Here is a 17,142-nt window from a genome sequence, read left to right as displayed (position 1 = left end):
GGAGACAGGCATCATGAACAAGCCGTTCGACCTCTCGCGCTTCGTCAACCGCGACAACAACATCCTTCAGCTCATTCTCATCACCGTCGCGATCTTCGCGATGATGAGCTGGCTCGAACCGACCAAGTTCCTGCGCTACTACAATTTCGAATCGATCAGCTTCATCTTTCCCGAGCTCGGCATCGTCGCCATCGCGATGATGCTGGCGATGCTCACGGGCGGCATCGACCTGTCGGTGATCGGCATCGCCAATCTGGCGGGCATCCTCGCCGGCGTGTTCTTCACCAAGCTCTTCCCCGGCGATCCTGCCGCCGGCATGGCCGGGGAGATCGCCCGTGTCGCCGCGGGCGTGATGCTGGCGTTGGGCGTCGGGCTGGTCGCCGGGGCGCTGAACGGCCTGCTGATCACCCGGGCGAAGATCACCCCCATCCTCGCCACGCTCGGCACCGGCCAGGTGTTCACCGGCCTGTGCATGGTGCTGACCGGCGGGCCGGCCATTGTCGGCTTCCCCGCCTATTGGGGGCTGATCGGCAATGGCAAGCTGTTCGGCATCGCCGTGCCGCTGCTGATCTTCGTCGCCGTGGCCATGGTGATCGCGGTGATGCTCACCCGAACCTCGTTCGGGCTGAACCTCTTCCTCATCGGCACCAATCCGCGCGCGGCGGTGTTCGCCGGGCTGAAGAGCGACCGCATGGTGCTGTATTCCTACATGATGAGCGGCACGCTCGCGGCCCTCGCCGGCATCATCCTGTCGGGCCGCACCAATGCGGCGAAGTCGGATTACGGCACGTCCTATCTCTTGCAGGCGGTGCTGATCTGCGTGCTCGGCGGCACCAACCCCGCCGGCGGGCGCGGCACGGTGCTCGGCATCTCCATCGCGGTCATCGCGCTGATGCTGCTGGCCTCGGGCTTCCAGATGATGCGCTTCTCAAACCATCTGATCGATTTCATCTGGGGCGGCTTCCTGCTGCTCGTCATGGTGCTGAACGCCTTCCGGAACCGCGCATGACCCGCTTTCACCTCGACCGCCGCGCCTTTGGCGACACGGAAATCCTCGCCGTCGAGCATGGCGGGCTGACCGCCACCCTGTTCCGCTACCCCACCGGGGTCGAGGCGGTGCGCCTCGCCAATGCGCGCGGGGCGCTGGTGGTGCTGCCCTATCTCGGCCAGATGATCTGGTCGGCGGCGTTCGACGGCGTCGACCTGACCATGCAGAGTATCTTCAAGGCGCCGCGCCCGGTGCGGACCATCGCCGAGACCTATGGCTGCTTCGCCTTCCATTCCGGCCTGCTGCGCAATGGCGTTCCCGGCCCCGCCGACACCCACCCTGCCCATGGCGAAATGCCCTGCGCACCGATGGATTCGGCCGGAATAGAGGTGGGCGAGGACGCGCGCGGCCCGTGGATGCGGCTGTTCGGCGCCTATGACTACGCCATGGGCTTCGGCGCGCATTACGAGGCGCGCCCGAGCGTGACGCTGCACGCCACTGACGCCCGCTTCGACATGGCGATGGAGGTGACCAACCTCTCCGCCGGCGACGCCATGGATCTGATGTACATGGCGCATGTGAACTACGCCTTCGTCGAGGGCGGCGATATTCTCCAGCAGGCCCCGTTCGATGCCGCCCACACCGTGGTGCGCCGCGCCGTGCCGGCGCATGTGACGCCGAACCCCGCCTATCTCGCCCGCATCGAGACGCTGGCCGCCGACCCTGCCGCGAGCCGCGTCATCCGCCGGGCCGACGGATTCGACCCCGAGCAGGTGTTCTATCTCCGCGATCTGGCGACCGATGCCGACGGGGCGACCACAATGCTGCTGCGCCGGCCGGAGGGCGACGCCTTCCTCGCCCGCTACCGCCCGGCGGATTTTCCCAAGACCGTGCGCTGGATTCTCGCCGGGCACGACCAGTCGGTGTGCGCCTTCGCCCTGCCCTCGACCTGCGAGCCGGAGGGCTATGCCGCCGAGAAGGCGAAGGGCAATGTCATCCGCCTGCCCGCCGGCGCCACCGCGCGCTACAGCGTCGAGCTCGGCCATCTCGATGCCGGCGAATGCGCGGCGCTGGCCCACACGCTCGGCGGTTGAACGCTACAAGGCCGGCCCGGCACGGGGCGGAACGGGAGGTTGAGATGTCGAAGATCGCCGTCGTCGGGTCCAACATGATGGACCTCATCACCTATGTCGACCACATGCCGCTGCGCGGCGAAACCGTCGAGGCGCCGAGCTTCGAGATGGGCCATGGCGGCAAGGGCGCCAACCAGGCGATCGCCGCGGCGCGGCTGGGCTCGCCGGTGGTGATGGTGACACGGGTCGGCGACGACACCTTCGCCGACGCCACAATCGCCAATTTCGCCCGCAACGGCATCGATACCACGCACGTCATCCGCACCCCCGGCCTGCCCTCGGGCGTGGCGCCGATTTTCGTCGAGCCCACGGGCGAGAACTCGATCCTCATCGTCAAAGGCGCCAATGCCCTTCTCGCCCCCGCCGATGTCGAGGCCGCGAGCGACCTGCTCAAGGGTTGCGCGCTGATCCTGATGCAGCTCGAAATCCCGGTCGAGACCGTCTACCACACGGTGCGCTGGGCGAAGGAAAACGGCGTGCCGACCCTGCTGGTGCCAGCGCCGGCGCTGCCGCATCTCGATGTCGCGCAGCTGAAGGATCTCGGCTTTCTCACCCCGAACGAGACCGAACTCGCCACGCTGACCAACATGCCGGTGGACACCGAGGCGCAGGTGGAGGCGGCGGCGCAGACGCTGATCGCGCGCGGCATCGGCACGGTGGTCGTGACCATGGGCGGACGCGGCGCGCTGCTGGTGACGCGCGCCGGCACCCAGCGTGTCGCGCCGGTGAAGGTCGAGCCGGTCGACACCACAGGCGCGGGCGATGCCTTTATCGGCGCCTTCGCGCATTTCCACACCCAGGGCCTGCCGGTGATCGCGGCGCTGAACGAGGCGGCGCGCTACGCCGCCGATTCCATCACCCGCCGGGGCACCCAGCGCTCCTATGCGACCGCCGAGGAGTTCCGTACCCGCTTTCCGGCGCGCGGAACGGCTGGCCGGGATGCCCTTGCGCCGGGCTGACATTGAGCGCTGTCGCCGCGCCCCGGTCAGGTACCGCCTCTTCCCAGCGGCACGCTTTTCGTCACCACATAGCTGAAATAACGCCCGATCCCGATCGGCTGTTCAAGCAGCCGGTCGATGAGGCGCTGGTAGCTGTCGATGTCCGGCACCGTCACCCGCAGCATGTAGTCGATGCCACCGCCGGTGGCGTCGCAGGCGACGATGGCCGGCTCGCGGGCCACGGCCTCCTCGAAGCGGCGGAAATCGGCCTGCTGGTGGCTGGAAAGGCTGATCTCGACGATGACCGTCGTGCGCGGCTCGTCGGCCCCGAGGTCGATGATCGCCGTGTAGCCCTTGATGATGCCGGCCGTCTCCAGCCGGCGCAGCCGCTCCCAGCACGCCGCCGGGGAGAGATGCACCTCCTGCGCCAGCTTGAGCTTGGTGATCCGCCCGTCGCGGCGCAGCGCCGCGAGAATCCTGTGGTCGGTGGCATCAAGCTTCATCTTTGGCGCCCGAACGTGCATAATGTCATGAATGGCCTCCCTTAAGAACGAGACAATTCGATGCTTCGTCAAGTCCACCCTCCGGCCGCGGCACCGGCCGCAACGGGTTTGGGCAAGAGCGTGGACTGGCAGCCCCGCCTCGCCAAAGCCAAGGGCCAGACCAAGCACGCGGCGCTGACGGAACGGATCATCGCCGACATTGAGTCCGGTGTGCTCAAGCCGATGGACCGGATGCCGACGCATCGGGACCTTGCCCGCGACCTTGGCCTGTCGGTGCAGACGGTGAGCCTGAGCTACCGGGAGGCGGAGCGGCTCGGCTATCTCTCCGGCGAGATCGGCCGCGGCACCTTCGTCAAAGCCCGCGTCACCGAGCGCGCCGGCCGCCTGATGCTGGACCGCAACCCCGACGAGGCGGTGGACCTGTCCATCGTCCGCGGCGTCTATACCCAGGCGCATGAGGAGGCGTCGCGTGCCGTTCTGGCCGCGCTGGCGCGGGCGGATAATGGCGCTTTCATGGGCGCCTGCCGGCCGATCGCCGGCCTCGACCCGCACCGCGAAGCGGCGCGCGCCTGGCTGAAGCCGCTGGGCGTCGAGGCCGGCACGGAACGCATCCTCATCACCAATGGCGCCGCGCATGGCCTGTTCCTGGCCCTGAGCTGCATCGTGCGCGCCGGCGATGTGGTGCTGACCGAGAACCTGACCGACCATGGCGTGATCGGCCTCGCCAATGTGCTGGGTTTCAGCCTGAAGGGGCTGCCCACCGACGCCGAGGGCGTGCTGCCCGAGGCGTTCGAGGCGGCGTGCCTGACCGGCAGCCCCCGCGCCCTCGTGCTGATCCCCACGCTGAACAACCCGACCAGCCATGTCGCCGGCCCCGGCCGCCGCGAAGCCATCGCCGCCATCGCCCGGCGCCACGGCGTGTTCGTGATCGAGGACGAGGTCTACAAGCCGCTGATCGACACCCCCCTGCCCTCGATCAGCCAGATGGTGCCGGATCTCGGCTTCTTCATCACCAGCTTCACCAAGACCGTGCTGACGGGCCTGCGGGTCGGCTATCTCGTGGTGCCGCCGCATTATTCGATCCGGGCGGCCTCGATCCTGCGCGTCACCAGCTGGAGCGGGGCCTATCTGCTGGCCGAGATCGCCTCGCGCTGGATCGAGGACGGCACGGCGCAGCGCCTGCTCGCCGTGCAGCGCGAGGAGGCGCAGGCGCGCCAGGCGCTGGTGGCCGCGACGCTCGGCCCCCACGTCGCCTCGACCCATCCGCTCTCGCTCTGCGCCTGGCTCAAAGTGCCGCCCCACTGGACCGAGGACGGGCTGGTGCGCTCGCTGGCGGAGCGGCGGGTGGCGGTCACGCCGTCCGATCCGTTCATCGCCGGCAGCAATCATGGCGGCGGCATCCGCATCTGCCTCGGCGGGCATTTCTCGCCCGCCGCGCTGACGCAGGCGCTGACCACTGTACGGCAGACCTTCGAGCAGCTTCCCCCGGTCTTCGACATCGGCGCCATCGGCTGACATCCCCGCCGCGCGACGGGCACTCCTGTTCGCGCACCATTGGATCATTACAATATAATAATTGACATGATTTTTGATGCCTCGCACCATCACAAGTGAGAGGACACATCAGCTCATGTCGCAGCACGCCACGCAAGGCTCCCTTCACGCCGCCGCGCCCGGCCTTCCGGTCGCGTTCGCCAGCGTCGAGGCCGCCGCCGGCCGCATCACCGGCCGGGTGGCGCGCACGCCGCTGGTCGCCTCCTCGTCGCTGGCGGCGCTAACGGGCCAACCCATCCATCTCAAGCTGGAAACCCGCCAGCCGGTCGGCGCCTTCAAGCTGCGCGGCGCCATGAACGCGGTGCTGGCGCTGGACGAGGCGGCACGTGGGCGCGGGCTCGTCACCGCCTCCACCGGCAATCATGGCCGCGCCGTCGCCTATGCCGCCCGCGAGGCCGGGGTGCCGGCGATCGTATGCATGTCCGCCCTGGTGCCGCTGAACAAGGTCGAGGCGGTGCGCGCGCTCGGCGCCGAGGTGCGGATCGTCGGCCGCTCGCAGGACGATGCGCAGGCCGAGGTCGAACGACTGGTGGCCGCGCGTGGCCTCACCAACATCCCGCCCTTCGACCATCCGGACGTGATCGCCGGACAGGGCACCATCGGCCTTGAACTGGTCGAGGACCTGCCGGAGCTCGCGCTTGTCCTCGTGCCGCTGTCGGGGGGCGGGCTGGCCGCCGGCATCGCGCTGGCGGTCAAGACCCTGCGCCCGAATGTGCGCATCATCGGCGTTTCGATGGAGAAGGGCGCCGCCATGGCCGCCTCGCTCACTGCCGGCCGGCCGGTCGATGTGGTGGAGGAGGAGACGCTGGCGGATTCGCTCGGCGGCGGTATCGGCCTTGCCAACCGCTTCACCTTTCCGCTGTGCCGCGCCTTGCTCGATGAGGTCGTCCTCGTCAGCGAGGACGAGATCGCCGCCGGCATCCGCCACGCCGCCCGCGAGGAAGGCGAGACGGCGGAGGGCGGCGGCGCCGTGGGCATCGCCGCCCTGCGCGCCGGCAAGGTCCGCCCGCACGGGCCGGCCGCGCTCATCCTCTCCGGCGGCAATATCGACACCGCTTTGCACCGCCGCCTCGTCAACGGAGCGCCCGCATGAGCCGCATGCTCGTCCTCACCGAGACCGACCTGCGCCCGATCATCGGGCTGGACGCCAGCGCCGTCGACGGCATTGAGGCGGCGTTTGCCGCGCTGGTGACCAAGCCCGTGGCCATGCCGCCGATCCTGCGGCTCGACATTCCCGAGCATCGCGGCGAAGTGGATGTGAAGACCGCCTATGTCCCCGGCCTCGACGGCTTCGCCATCAAGGTCAGCCCTGGCTTCTTCGACAATCCCCTGCTCGGCCTGCCGAGCCTTAACGGGCTGATGATCCTGTTCAGCACCCGGACCGGGCTGGTCGAGGCGCTGCTGCTGGACAATGGCTATCTCACCGATGTGCGCACCGCCGCCGCCGGCGCGGTCGCCGCCCGGCATCTCGCGCGCCCCGAGGTGAGCGTCGCCGCGATCCTCGGCGCCGGCATGCAGGCAAGGCTGCAGCTGGAAGCGCTCACGCTCGTGCGCCCCATTCGCGAGGCCCGCATCTGGGCCCGCGATGCGGCGAAGGCGGCCGCCACCGCCCGCGATCTCACCGCACGCCTCGGCTTTCCCGTCATCGCCAGCGCCGATCCCGAGCAGGCCGTGCGCGGCGCCGACATCGTCGTCACCACCACCCCGGCCGAGCGGCCGATCCTCAAGGCGGAGTGGCTGGAGCCGGGCCAGCACGTCACCGCCATGGGCGCGGACAGCGAGCATAAGAACGAGATCGACCCCGCCGCCTTCGCCCGCGTCACCTACATCGCCGACCGGCTGAGCCAGACCCGGCGGCTGGGCGAGCTGCACCACGCCCTATCCGCCGGGCTCATCCCCGCCGATGCCGCTTTCGCCGAGCTGGGCGAGGTGATCGCCGGCACCGCGACAGGCCGCACAAGCCCGGACGAGATCACGCTGGCCGACCTCACCGGCACCGGCGTGCAGGACACCGCTATCGCCAATCTCGCCCTTGCCCGTGCGCGCGACGCCGGCGCCGGGCGCCCCATCGACACCAAGGCCGCAGCCGGAGACATCGCGTGACCGTCACCCTCAACTTCTCCCGCGAGGAATATGCCGAGCGCCTCGCCAAGACCCGCGCGGCGATGGACAAGGCCGGCATCGACCTGCTGGTCGTCACCGACCCCTCCAACATGCACTGGCTGACCGGCTATGATGGCTGGTCGTTCTATGTCCATCAGTGCGTGCTGGTGCCCCCGACCGGCGAGCCGGTGTGGTACGGCCGCAAGCAGGACGCGAACGGCGCGAAGCGCACCGCCTATCTCGGCCATGACAACATCATCGGCTATCCCGACCACTATGTGCAGTCGACCGAGCGCCACCCGATGGACCTGCTGTCGCAGATCATCGCCGAGCGCGGCTGGGACAAGGGCTCCATCGCGGTGGAGATGGACAATTACTACTTCTCGGCTGCCGCCTTCGCCTCGCTGGTCAAGCACCTGCCCAATGCAAGCTTCACCGATTCCGGCGGGCTGGTGAACTGGCAGCGCGCGGTCAAGAGCCCGACCGAACTCGACTATATGCGCAAGGCCGGCCGCATCGTCGAACTGATGCACCAGCGCATTGTCGAGGTGGTCGAGCCCGGCATGCGCAAATGCGACCTCGTGGCCGAGATCTATGATGCCGGCATTCGCGGCACCGCCGAGTTCGGCGGCGACTATCCCGCCATCGTGCCGCTGCTGCCGTCGGGGGCGGATGCCTCCGCCCCGCATCTCACCTGGGACGACAAGCCGATGCGGATCGGCGAGGGCACCTTCTTCGAGATTGCCGGCGCGTATAAGCGCTATCACTGCCCGCTCTCGCGCACCGTCTTCCTCGGCACGCCGACACAGGCCTTTCTCGACGCCGAAAAGGCGACGCTGGAGGGCATGGAAGCCGGCCTTGCCGCCGCCCGGCCCGGCAACACCTGCGAGGACATCGCCAACGCCTTCTTCGCGGTGCTGAAGAAGTACGGGATCATCAAGGACAACCGCACCGGCTACCCGATCGGGCTGAGCTATCCCCCGGACTGGGGCGAGCGCACCATGAGCCTGCGCCCCGGCGACCGCACCGAGCTGAAGCCCGGCATGACCTTCCATTTCATGACCGGCCTGTGGCTGGAGGATATGGGGCTGGAGATCACCGAGAGCATCGCCATCACGCAGGCCGGGCATGAATGCCTGTCCAACGTGCCGCGCCAGCTGTTCGTGAAGGGGTGACGCGATGCTGACCGCGTCCCCGCGCCCCTCGCCCATCACGCCGACGGTCGATTTCGCCGCGAAAGGTGTGCAGCACGGCCATCTGCGTCTGCCCTATAGCCGTGACGACAGCGCCTGGGGCTCGGTGATGATCCCCATCTGCGTCATCGCCAATGGCGAGGGCCCGACCGCCCTGCTCACCGGCGCCAATCATGGCGACGAATATGAGGGACCGGCCGCCCTGTTCGAGCTGGCGCGCAGCTTGCGGCCGGAACAGGTGCAGGGGCGCATCATCCTCGTGCCGGCGCTGAACTACCCGGCCTTTCGCGCCGGCACCCGGACCTCGCCGATCGACCGCGGCAACCTCAACCGCAGCTTTCCTGGCCGCCCGGACGGCACGGTGACGGAAAAGATCGCCGATTTCGTCACCCGCCACCTCGTGCCGCTGGCCGATCTGGTGCTGGACTTCCATTCCGGCGGCAAGACGCTCGACTTCCTGCCCTATGCCGCCGCGCATGAGCTGGCGGACAAGGCGCAGGAAGCGCGCTGCTTCGCGGCGGTGGCGGCGTTTTCCGCCCCCTATTCGATGCGGATGCTGGAGATCGACGCGGTCGGCATGCTCGACACCACGGTCGAGGACATGGGCAAGGTGTTCGTCACCACCGAGCTCGGCGGCGCCGGCACGGCGAGCGCGACCAGCATCGGCATTGCCCGGCGGGGCGCGACCAACCTGCTGCGCCATGCCGGCATCCTCGCCGGTGAACCCGAGACCGCCGCCACGCGTTGGCTCGACATGCCGTCAAGCGACTGCTTCGCCTTCGCGGCCGATGACGGGCTGATCGCCTTCGCGGTCGACCTCGGCGCAAAGCTGCGCAAGGGCGACCTCGTCGCCCGCGTCTATCCCATCGGCCGCACCGGACAGGCGCCGGCCGAGTACCGCGCCGCGATGGACGGCGTGCTCGCCGCCCGCCATGTGCCGGGCCTGATCAAGGCCGGCGACTGCCTCTCCGTCCTCGCCGTGGTGACGGAGGCCTGATCCATCCGGCCGCCGCGCGCGGCCCAACACGGACGCCGGACCACGGCGCCGCCGAGAAATTTCGGAACCCCTACCGACCAGAGGAGAACAAGATGTCGTTCATCAGGATTGCCGGGCTTTCCGCCCTTGCCTTCGCCGGTGGCCTCTCCATCGCCAACGCCACCACCCTCAAGGATGTGAAGGAGCAGGGCTATATCCGCGCCGCCACCGCCAATGAGGTGCCCTATTCCTACATGAAGGATGACGGCACCTCGGCCGGCATCGGCCCGGATGTCGCCAATGCCGTGCTCAAGAAGATGGGCATCACCGATGTCACCTGGTCGGTGACGCCGTTCGGCACGCTCATTCCCGGCCTCAAGGCCAAGCGCTACGATTTCGTCGCCGCCGAGCAGAACATCTCGCCCGAGCGCTGCAAGCAGGTCGCCTTCACCGAGCCGAACTCCTCCTATGGCGAAGGGCTGCTGGTGAAGGCCGGCAACCCGAAGAAGCTGACCACTTATGCCGACATCGCCAAGGACCCCTCGCTCAAGGTCGCGGTAGTCTCCGGCGCCAACAATATCGACTTCCTGCGCGCCGTTGGCGTGAAGGACGACCAGGTAATCTTCATCACCGCCAATGCCGATGCGCTCGCCACCGTGCGCAACCGCGCCGACGCCTATGCTGCGACCGAGCTCACCGTGGCCGCGCTGGCCAAGGGGCAGGACGGCGTCGAGCAGGTAGCACCCTTCACCGACCCTGTGGTGGACGGCAAGCCGGTGCGCAACTTTGGCGGCTTCGCCTTCCGCCCCGAGGACAAGGAACTCTATGAGGCGTTCAACGCCGCCCTCGTCGAGTTCCGCACCACCGACGAGTACAAGAAGATCCTAGCCAATTACGGCCTCTCGCCGGAGAGCATCAAGGCCGCGGCGGACCGCAAGGTCGCCGATCTCTGCGCCGGCAAGTAACGCCGCGCCCTGACTGGACCGCATCCCCCGCCGGAGGCAGCGCCCCGGCGGGGGCCGCCTTTATCGACGCTCACACCGGGAGCTGACGATGCCGTGGGTTTCCTATCTGCCCTCGCTGGCGCAGGGCGCGTTCGTCACCGCGTGGATCACGCTTGCGGCGATCGCGATCGGGGCGGTGCTCGCTTTTGTCGCCGGCATTGCCCGGGTCGAGGGTGGGCGCGCCGTCTCCACGCTGGCGCTGTGCTACACGGAGCTGTTTCGCGGCACCTCGCTGCTGGTGCAGCTGTTCTGGTTCTATTACGCGCTGCCGCTGATCGGCATCAGCTTCGAGCCGGTGGCGACCGGCATCCTCGTGCTCGCCCTGCATGTCGGCGCCTATGGTTCGGAAATCGTCCGCGGCGCACTGGCCTCCGTCTCGGTGCAGCAGCACGAGGCGGCGCGCGCCCTTAACTTCGGACGGCTGCACACGCTCATCCACATCACGCTGCCGCAGGCGATCATCGAGATGCTGCCGGCCTTCGGCAATCTCGCCATCGAGACGCTGAAACTGTCCTCGCTGGTGTCGCTGATCTCGATCGCCGACCTCACTTTCCGCGCCCAGTCGATCCGCAACCTCACCCTCGACAGCGCCGGCGTCTACACGCTGACCCTGCTCGGCTATTTCGCCATGTCGCTGGTGCTGATGCTGGTGATGAGGCTGATCGAGCGGCTGGCCCGGCGCGGCGCGGCCTTCCCGCGCGCGGCGCATTCGTGAGGGCCCCGGCATGATGTACGGCTTCACCTGGGACACCGCGACCCCGCTCACCTATGCGTGGTCGATCCTTCCCATCATCCTCATCGGCCTCACCGTAACGCTGAAGGCGGCCGCCGCCGGCTTCGCCATCGCGCTGGTGCTGGGGCTGGTCTTCGCCATGCTGCGGCGAAGCCGCTTCCGCAGCGTGTCTTGGACCACCGCCTGCGTGGTCGAGTTCCTGCGCGATACGCCTCTGCTTGTGCAGCTGTTCTTCCTCTATTACGTGCTGCCCGAATATGGCCTGACCCTGCCCGCCTTCCTCACCGGCGCGCTGGCGCTGGGGCTGCAGTATTCGGCTTATACCTCCGAGGTTTATCGCGGTGGCATCGAGGCGGTGCCGCGCGGCCAATGGGAAGCGGCGACCGCGCTCAACCTCACCCGGATGCAGACCTATCGCGACATCGTGGTGCCGCAGATCGTGCCGCGCATCCTGCCCGCCATGGGCAATTACATGGTCGCGATGATCAAGGAGACGCCCGTGCTCTCCGTCATCACCGTGCTCGACATGATGGCGCTGGCCAACATGATCGGCGAGCGGACTTTTGAGTATCTCGTGCCGCTGACCATGGTCGGCCTCATCTTCCTCATCCTGACGCTGATCTGCTCGGCCGGCCTGCACCGGCTGCAGAAGGTGCTCCCCAAGGCAGGAATCCCGCTGCGATGACCGAGAACGCGACTGCGCCCCTGATCGAGTTCGCCGGCGTGACCAAGCGTTTCGGCGCCCTCACCGTGCTCGACAATTTCAATTTCGAGGTCGCGCCGGGCGAGAAGGTCACGCTCATCGGCCCGTCCGGCTCGGGCAAGTCCACCGTGCTGCGCATCCTGATGACGCTGGAGCCGTTTCAGGAGGGAAGGCTCACCCTCGATGGCCTATCCTATCAGGAGCCGGGCGGCACCGGCCCGTTCCGGGCGTCGGAACGGCATCTGCGCGAGATCCGCAGCCGTGTCGGCATGGTGTTCCAGAGCTTCAACCTATTCCCGCATATGAGCGTGATGCGCAATGTGGCGGAGGCGCCGGTGCGCGTTCTCGGCCTGTCGCGCGAGGAGGCGCAGGCGCGGGCAGTCGATCTGCTCGCCCTGGTCGGGCTGTCGGACAAGAAGGACCATTTCCCCTCGCAGCTCTCCGGCGGCCAGCAGCAGCGCGTCGCCATCGCCCGGGCGCTGGCCATGCGCCCGCGCGTGCTGCTGTTCGACGAGCCGACCTCGGCGCTCGACCCGCAGCTGGTCGGCGAGGTGCTGGCGGTGATCGGCGACCTCGCCCATGAGCACGACCTGACCATGCTGCTGGTGACGCACGAAATGCGCTTCGCCCGCGAGGTGTCGGATCGCGTTTGCTTCTTCGACAAGGGCCGCATCTGCGAGCAGGGCACGCCGGACGCCATCTTCACCGCGCCCAGCCACCCGCGCACCTGCGAGTTCCTGGCCTCGGTGCTGCGGTAGCAGCCGCGCCCGCCGATAATTCTTCGGCGTAGCGGCGAAGTTCCGGCGGCCTGTCGGTGGTCGCCGGGATGTTCGGAAACCCTCTCGGAGCCCGCCCGCCTAGGCTTAAGGCCACGAGAGAAAGGAGCCGCCATGATCGCGCCTGCCCGCAATGAACGCGCCCGTAACGAACGCTTCGCCCGCGCCGCCGGCCACCCGGCACTGGGGCGGCTGTCCGATCCGCGGCTGCTGCGCAGCCTGTCCTATATCGACGGCAAATGGACCGGCGCACCGGATGGGCGGACTTTCACCGTCACCGATCCGGCCGATGGCACCGCCGTAGCGGAGGTTGCCGCCCTCGGCGCGGCCGAGGCGACACGGGCGGTCGAGGCCGCTCATCGCGCCTTCCCGGCCTGGAAGGCGCTGCTGCCGCAGGCGCGCGCGGACATCCTCCGCCGCTGGCACGCCCTGATGCAGGGCGCGGCCGAGGATCTGGCGCTTCTTATGACCCTTGAGCAGGGCAAACCGCTGGCGGAAGCGCGCGGCGAGATCGCCTATGCCGCCTCCTTCATCGCCTATTACGCCGAGGAGGCGCTGCGGGTGAATGTGGAGGGCGTCACCAGCCACCTCCCCGGCGCGCAAATGGCCCTCAGCCGCGAGCCGGTGGGCGTCGCCGCGCTGCTGACGCCGTGGAACTTTCCGTCCGCCATGCTCACCCGCAAGGCGGCGGCGGCGCTGGCGGCCGGCTGCACCATCGTCGCGCACCCCTCCTCGCAGACGCCGCTGTCAGCGCTGGCTCTCGCCGAACTCGCCGAGCGCGCCGGCATGCCCCCCGGTGTGTTCAACGTCGTCACCGGCGAGCCGGCGCCGATCGCCGAGACCATCTGCGCCGACCTGCGCGTGCGGGCGGTGAGTTTCACCGGCTCCACCGAGATTGGCCGCATCGTGGCCCGCAACGCGTCGAGCAGCATGAAACGCGTCGTGATGGAGCTTGGCGGCCATGCGCCGCTGATCGTGTTCGACGACGCCGACCTCGACCGCGCGGTCGCCATCGCTGTCGATGCGAAGTTCGCCACCTCCGGCCAGGACTGCCTCGCCGCCAACCGGATCTATGTGCAGCGTGGGCTCTATCCCCGCTTTTGCGCCGCCTTTGCCGAGCGCGTCGCCCGGCTGCGCCTCGGCCATGGGCTGGACGAGGGCACCGAGATCGGCCCGCTGATGCATGCAGGTGCCGTCGCCAAGGCGCAGGCGCAGATCGACGATGCCCTCAAACGCGGCGCCCGCCGCCTGACGCCGGAGCGCCCCCTGCCCGGCCCGCTGTTCCTCGCCCCCATTGCCCTCGCCGACGTGCCGGAAGAAGCGCTGATCATGCGCGAGGAGACCTTCGCCCCCGTGGCCGCCATTGCCCCCTTCGACAGCGAGGAGGAGGTGATCGCCCGCGCCAACGCCACCGAATATGGCCTCGTCGCCTATGTTGTCACACGCGACGGCGCGCGGGCGGCGCGGATGGCGCAGGCGCTCGACTACGGCATGGTCGCAATCAACCGGGTCAAGATCACCGGCGCACCCATCCCCTTTGGCGGCGTGAAGCAGTCCGGCCTCGGCCGCGAAGGCTCGCGCCACGGCCTCGAAGCCTTCACCGACCTCAAATATGTCTGCCTCGACCTCGGCTGAGGCGGGAGTTTTAAGGAGACCCATCATGCTCGACCATCCCGCCCCCGCCAGCAACGAACTCGACAGCTGGGACCGCGACCACTTCTTCCACCCCTCCACCCATATGGGCCAGCATGCGCGCGGCGAGACGCCGAACCGCATCATCACTGGGGCGGAAGGCGTCTACATCGTCGATCGCGAGGGGCGGCGCAGCCTCGACGCCTTTGGCGGGCTCTACTGCGTCAATGTCGGTTACGGCCGTAAAAAGATCACCGACGCCATCGCCGAGCAGGCCTCGAAGCTCGCCTATTACCACGCCTATGCCGGCCACGGCTCGGAGCCCTCGATCCGCCTCGCCCGCATGGTGATCGAGCGCGCGCCGGCCGGAATGAGCCGGGTGTTCTTCGGGCTTTCAGGGTCGGATGCCAACGAGACCAACATCAAGCTGGTCTGGTACATCAACAATGTGCTCGGCCGCCCGCAGAAGAAGAAGATCATCTCGCGCTGGCGCGGTTATCACGGCTCGGGTGTGATGACCGGCAGCCTCACCGGCCTCGCCGGCTTCCACAACCTGTTCGACCTGCCGCGCGCGCCGATCCTGCACACCGAGGCGCCGTATTACTTCCGCCGCGAAGACCGCTCGATGAGCGAGGAGCAGTTCTCCCAGCACTGCGCCGACAAGCTGGAGGAAATGATCCTCACGGAAGGTCCGGACACCATCGCCGCCTTCATCGGCGAGCCGGTGCTCGGCACGGGCGGCATCGTCCCGCCGCCGGCCGGCTACTGGCCGAAGATCCAGGCGGTGCTGAAGAAGCACGACATATTGCTGATCGCCGACGAGGTGGTGACCGGGTTCGGGCGGCTGGGCAGCATGTTCGGTTCCGATCATTACGGCATCGAGCCGGATCTCATCACCATCGCCAAGGGCCTCACCTCCGCCTATGCCCCGCTCTCCGGTGTCATCGTCTCGGAGAAGGTCTGGCGGGTGCTGGAGCAGGGCTCGGACGAATTCGGCCCGATCGGCCATGGCTGGACCTATTCCTCGCATCCGCTCTGCACCGCCGCCGGCATCGCCAATCTGGAGCTGGTGGACGAACTCGATCTCGTCGCCAATGCCCGCGAGACCGGCGCCTATTTCAATGCGGCGCTGAAAGATGCGCTCAGTGGCCACCGCCATGTCGGCGAGGTGCGCGGCGAAGGCTTGCTGGCGGCGGTTGAGCTCGTACGCGACAGAGATGACCGCCGCTTCTTCGAGACGTCCGAGAAGATCGGACCGCGCATCGCCGCCGCCCTGCTGGAGCGCGGCGTCATCGCCCGCGCCATGCCGCAGGGCGACATACTCGGCTTCGCCCCGCCGCTGTGCCTGACGCGCGAGGAAGCCGATATCGTGGTCGACGCGACGCGCGGCGCCGTCGAGGCGGTGTCGGCAGCGATCGGGTGAGCCCCCGCGCCATGGCCCCGGCGCGGCTCGCCCTCGCGCCGGAGCCCCTCACACCCTCTCAATGAGCGCCATGGCGGCGGCGGGGTTGCGGGGCTTGAAGCCGCTGATGACGAACAGGAACACCTCGCGCGGCATCGCCGGCGCGGGCGGCGCGAGCAAAGCCTCCTTCAGCGCCGGCGGCGTGTCGCCCTTCGCCCACGCCTTCGCCGCCCCGGCCCAGCCGTCGAGCGTGTCCGTGGAATAGCCCAGCGGCTCGTCCTCGCGCGTGCCCATGATGCGGGCATAGACGAAGGGGGCGGTGACATCGGCAATCGCTGGGAAATCGCTGTCGCCGGCATGGACGATGGCGACGCTGTAGGCGCGCGCCAGCGCGATGAAGTCCGGCGTCTTGAAGCTCTCATGCCGCACCTCCACCGCGTGGCGGATGTCATGGCCGTCGACGCGCTTGGGCAGCAGCTTGAGGAAGCCCTCGAAATCGTCGGGATCGAATTTCTTGGTCGGCATGAACTGCCAGTTCACCGGGCCGAGCTTCTCCTTCAGCTCGGTCACGCCGCTGTTGAAGAAGCGCTCGATCGATTCACCCGCCTCGCTGAGTACGCGGCGATTGGTGGTGAAGCGCGGGCCTTTCAGCGTGAAGACGAAGCCATCAGGCGTCTCCGCCCGCCACTTGGCGAAGCTCTCGGGCTTCTGCGAGCCGTAATAGGTGCCGTTGATCTCGATGGCGGTGAGCTTCGAGCCGGCATATTCCAGCTCGCGCTTCTGGGTCAGGCCCTGAGGGTAGAACACCCCGCGCCAGGGCTCGAAGGTCCAGCCACCGACGCCGATGCGGATGGGTGCGGGATGGGGCATGGGGGCCTCGCTCGTCCTGCGGGAAGGGGGCGCAGGATAGGGGCCGGCGCGCGGCCCGGCAATCGCCCCCTCACCCGATCGGCAGCCCTTGCGCGTGCTTCACCTGGCTCAGCGCGAAGCTCGATTCGATCGAGGCGACGCCGTCCAGCCGGGTCAGCGTCCGCTTGAGGAAGGCCTCATAGGCCGGCAGATCCTTGACCACGATGCGCAGCAGATAGTCCCGCTGCCCGGTCATCAGATAGCACTCGACGATCTCCGGCCAGCGCGAGATCGCCTTGGCGAAGCGGTCGAGTTCGTCCTCGCGCTGACGCTCCAGCTTGATCGAGGCGAAGACGCTGACCGGCAGGCCGGCTTTGTCCTGGTCGACGACAGCGACATAGCGCTTGATGACGCCGGCCGCTTCCAGGTTGCGCACGCGCCGGGCGCAGGGCGAGGGCGAGAGACCCACCGCCTCCGCCAGCTTCTCCATCGTCGTGTGTGCGTCCTGCTGGAGGATGGCGAGGATCTTCCGGTCGATGGCGTCGATCTTCGTCTCTGGCATGAATCACCACGGAGCAGGCCACAGGGAGTGGTTTGAGCCACGATAGGCGGCTCGGGCGACCGTGAATAGCTCCAAACGCCCCTCACCCGCGCC

The 17,142-nt window shown here is 68.3% G+C and carries 17 protein-coding genes; 14 read left to right on the top strand and 3 right to left on the bottom strand.

Going from position 1 to position 17,142, the window contains the following annotated elements:
- Positions 1 to 13 precede the first annotated feature (13 nt).
- From BLO63_RS18810 to rbsK, 3 genes are read left to right on the top strand one after another with little or no spacing between them, the layout of a single operon-like run.
- On the top strand, positions 14 to 1,009 hold the full coding sequence (locus BLO63_RS18810) for an ABC transporter permease (protein WP_091443864.1): 996 nt from the start codon (positions 14 to 16) through the stop codon (positions 1,007 to 1,009).
- Positions 1,006 to 2,082, top strand: coding sequence for an aldose 1-epimerase family protein (locus BLO63_RS18805; RefSeq protein ID WP_091443862.1), 1,077 nt, complete (start codon positions 1,006 to 1,008; stop codon positions 2,080 to 2,082). The genes BLO63_RS18810 and BLO63_RS18805 overlap by 4 nt, the downstream gene beginning before the upstream one ends.
- A gap of 44 nt (positions 2,083 to 2,126) precedes the next feature.
- Positions 2,127 to 3,080 carry a ribokinase gene (gene rbsK / locus BLO63_RS18800; RefSeq protein WP_091443859.1) on the top strand — a complete coding sequence of 318 codons (954 nt, stop codon included), beginning with the start codon at positions 2,127 to 2,129 and terminating at the stop codon, positions 3,078 to 3,080.
- Between the two features lie 26 nt (positions 3,081 to 3,106).
- Here the strand turns inward: rbsK and BLO63_RS18795 are convergent, their stop codons facing one another.
- Complete coding sequence (locus BLO63_RS18795) at positions 3,107 to 3,562, bottom strand: Lrp/AsnC family transcriptional regulator (RefSeq protein ID WP_091443856.1); 456 nt, start codon at positions 3,560 to 3,562, stop codon at positions 3,107 to 3,109.
- A gap of 60 nt (positions 3,563 to 3,622) precedes the next feature.
- On the opposite strand from BLO63_RS18795, the gene ehuR reads away from it, so the two are divergent.
- The 11 genes from ehuR to BLO63_RS18740 all read left to right on the top strand — a co-directional run bounded on the left by ehuR (position 3,623) and on the right by BLO63_RS18740 (position 15,659).
- Positions 3,623 to 5,077 (top strand): MocR-like ectoine utilization transcription factor EhuR, encoded by a 1,455-nt coding sequence (gene ehuR, locus BLO63_RS18790; protein ID WP_425284345.1) that lies wholly within the window; start codon positions 3,623 to 3,625, stop codon positions 5,075 to 5,077.
- Between the two features lie 115 nt (positions 5,078 to 5,192).
- Positions 5,193 to 6,209, top strand: a complete 1,017-nt coding sequence (gene eutB, locus BLO63_RS18785; RefSeq protein WP_091443852.1) for a hydroxyectoine utilization dehydratase EutB — start codon at positions 5,193 to 5,195, stop codon at positions 6,207 to 6,209.
- A complete protein-coding gene (gene eutC / locus BLO63_RS18780) occupies positions 6,206 to 7,219 on the top strand; it encodes an ectoine utilization protein EutC (RefSeq protein WP_091443850.1) in 1,014 nt (337 codons plus the stop codon). The genes eutB and eutC overlap by 4 nt, the downstream gene beginning before the upstream one ends.
- Positions 7,216 to 8,394: an ectoine hydrolase DoeA gene (gene doeA / locus BLO63_RS18775; protein WP_091443848.1), complete on the top strand. Its 1,179-nt coding sequence runs from the start codon at positions 7,216 to 7,218 to the stop codon at positions 8,392 to 8,394. The genes eutC and doeA overlap by 4 nt, the downstream gene beginning before the upstream one ends.
- 4 nt (positions 8,395 to 8,398) lie before the next feature.
- The gene (gene doeB, locus BLO63_RS18770; RefSeq protein ID WP_091443845.1) at positions 8,399 to 9,409 is read left to right on the top strand and encodes a N(2)-acetyl-L-2,4-diaminobutanoate deacetylase DoeB; all 1,011 of its coding nucleotides are present in this window, start codon (positions 8,399 to 8,401) and stop codon (positions 9,407 to 9,409) included.
- A gap of 92 nt (positions 9,410 to 9,501) precedes the next feature.
- Complete coding sequence (ehuB, locus tag BLO63_RS18765) at positions 9,502 to 10,353, top strand: ectoine/hydroxyectoine ABC transporter substrate-binding protein EhuB (protein ID WP_091443844.1); 852 nt, start codon at positions 9,502 to 9,504, stop codon at positions 10,351 to 10,353.
- An 88-nt stretch (positions 10,354 to 10,441) separates the two neighbouring features.
- The gene (gene ehuC / locus BLO63_RS18760; RefSeq protein WP_091443841.1) at positions 10,442 to 11,107 is read left to right on the top strand and encodes an ectoine/hydroxyectoine ABC transporter permease subunit EhuC; all 666 of its coding nucleotides are present in this window, start codon (positions 10,442 to 10,444) and stop codon (positions 11,105 to 11,107) included.
- 10 nt (positions 11,108 to 11,117) lie between these two features.
- Complete coding sequence (gene ehuD, locus BLO63_RS18755) at positions 11,118 to 11,810, top strand: ectoine/hydroxyectoine ABC transporter permease subunit EhuD (RefSeq protein ID WP_091443840.1); 693 nt, start codon at positions 11,118 to 11,120, stop codon at positions 11,808 to 11,810.
- Positions 11,807 to 12,586: an ectoine/hydroxyectoine ABC transporter ATP-binding protein EhuA gene (ehuA, locus tag BLO63_RS18750; RefSeq protein WP_091443838.1), complete on the top strand. Its 780-nt coding sequence runs from the start codon at positions 11,807 to 11,809 to the stop codon at positions 12,584 to 12,586. Before ehuD ends, ehuA begins: the two co-directional genes overlap by 4 nt.
- 132 nt (positions 12,587 to 12,718) lie before the next feature.
- Positions 12,719 to 14,239, top strand: coding sequence for an NAD-dependent succinate-semialdehyde dehydrogenase (locus tag BLO63_RS18745; RefSeq protein WP_091443837.1), 1,521 nt, complete (start codon positions 12,719 to 12,721; stop codon positions 14,237 to 14,239).
- Positions 14,240 to 14,264: 25 nt separating this feature from the next.
- Positions 14,265 to 15,659: an aspartate aminotransferase family protein gene (locus BLO63_RS18740; protein WP_091443835.1), complete on the top strand. Its 1,395-nt coding sequence runs from the start codon at positions 14,265 to 14,267 to the stop codon at positions 15,657 to 15,659.
- Between the two features lie 48 nt (positions 15,660 to 15,707).
- Here the strand turns inward: BLO63_RS18740 and BLO63_RS18735 are convergent, their stop codons facing one another.
- Together BLO63_RS18735 and BLO63_RS18730 are read right to left on the bottom strand one after the other, a co-directional pair.
- Complete coding sequence (locus BLO63_RS18735) at positions 15,708 to 16,508, bottom strand: DUF72 domain-containing protein (RefSeq protein ID WP_091443833.1); 801 nt, start codon at positions 16,506 to 16,508, stop codon at positions 15,708 to 15,710.
- A gap of 70 nt (positions 16,509 to 16,578) precedes the next feature.
- Positions 16,579 to 17,049, bottom strand: a complete 471-nt coding sequence (locus tag BLO63_RS18730) for an Lrp/AsnC family transcriptional regulator (RefSeq protein WP_091443831.1) — start codon at positions 17,047 to 17,049, stop codon at positions 16,579 to 16,581.
- Positions 17,050 to 17,142 lie beyond the last annotated feature (93 nt).

Source organism: Ancylobacter rudongensis, from assembly GCF_900100155.1.
GTDB classification, from domain to species: Bacteria; Pseudomonadota; Alphaproteobacteria; order Rhizobiales; family Xanthobacteraceae; genus Ancylobacter; species Ancylobacter rudongensis.
Note: the sequence above shows the minus strand (reverse complement) of the source record. Positions and strands in the feature narration are given on the sequence as shown.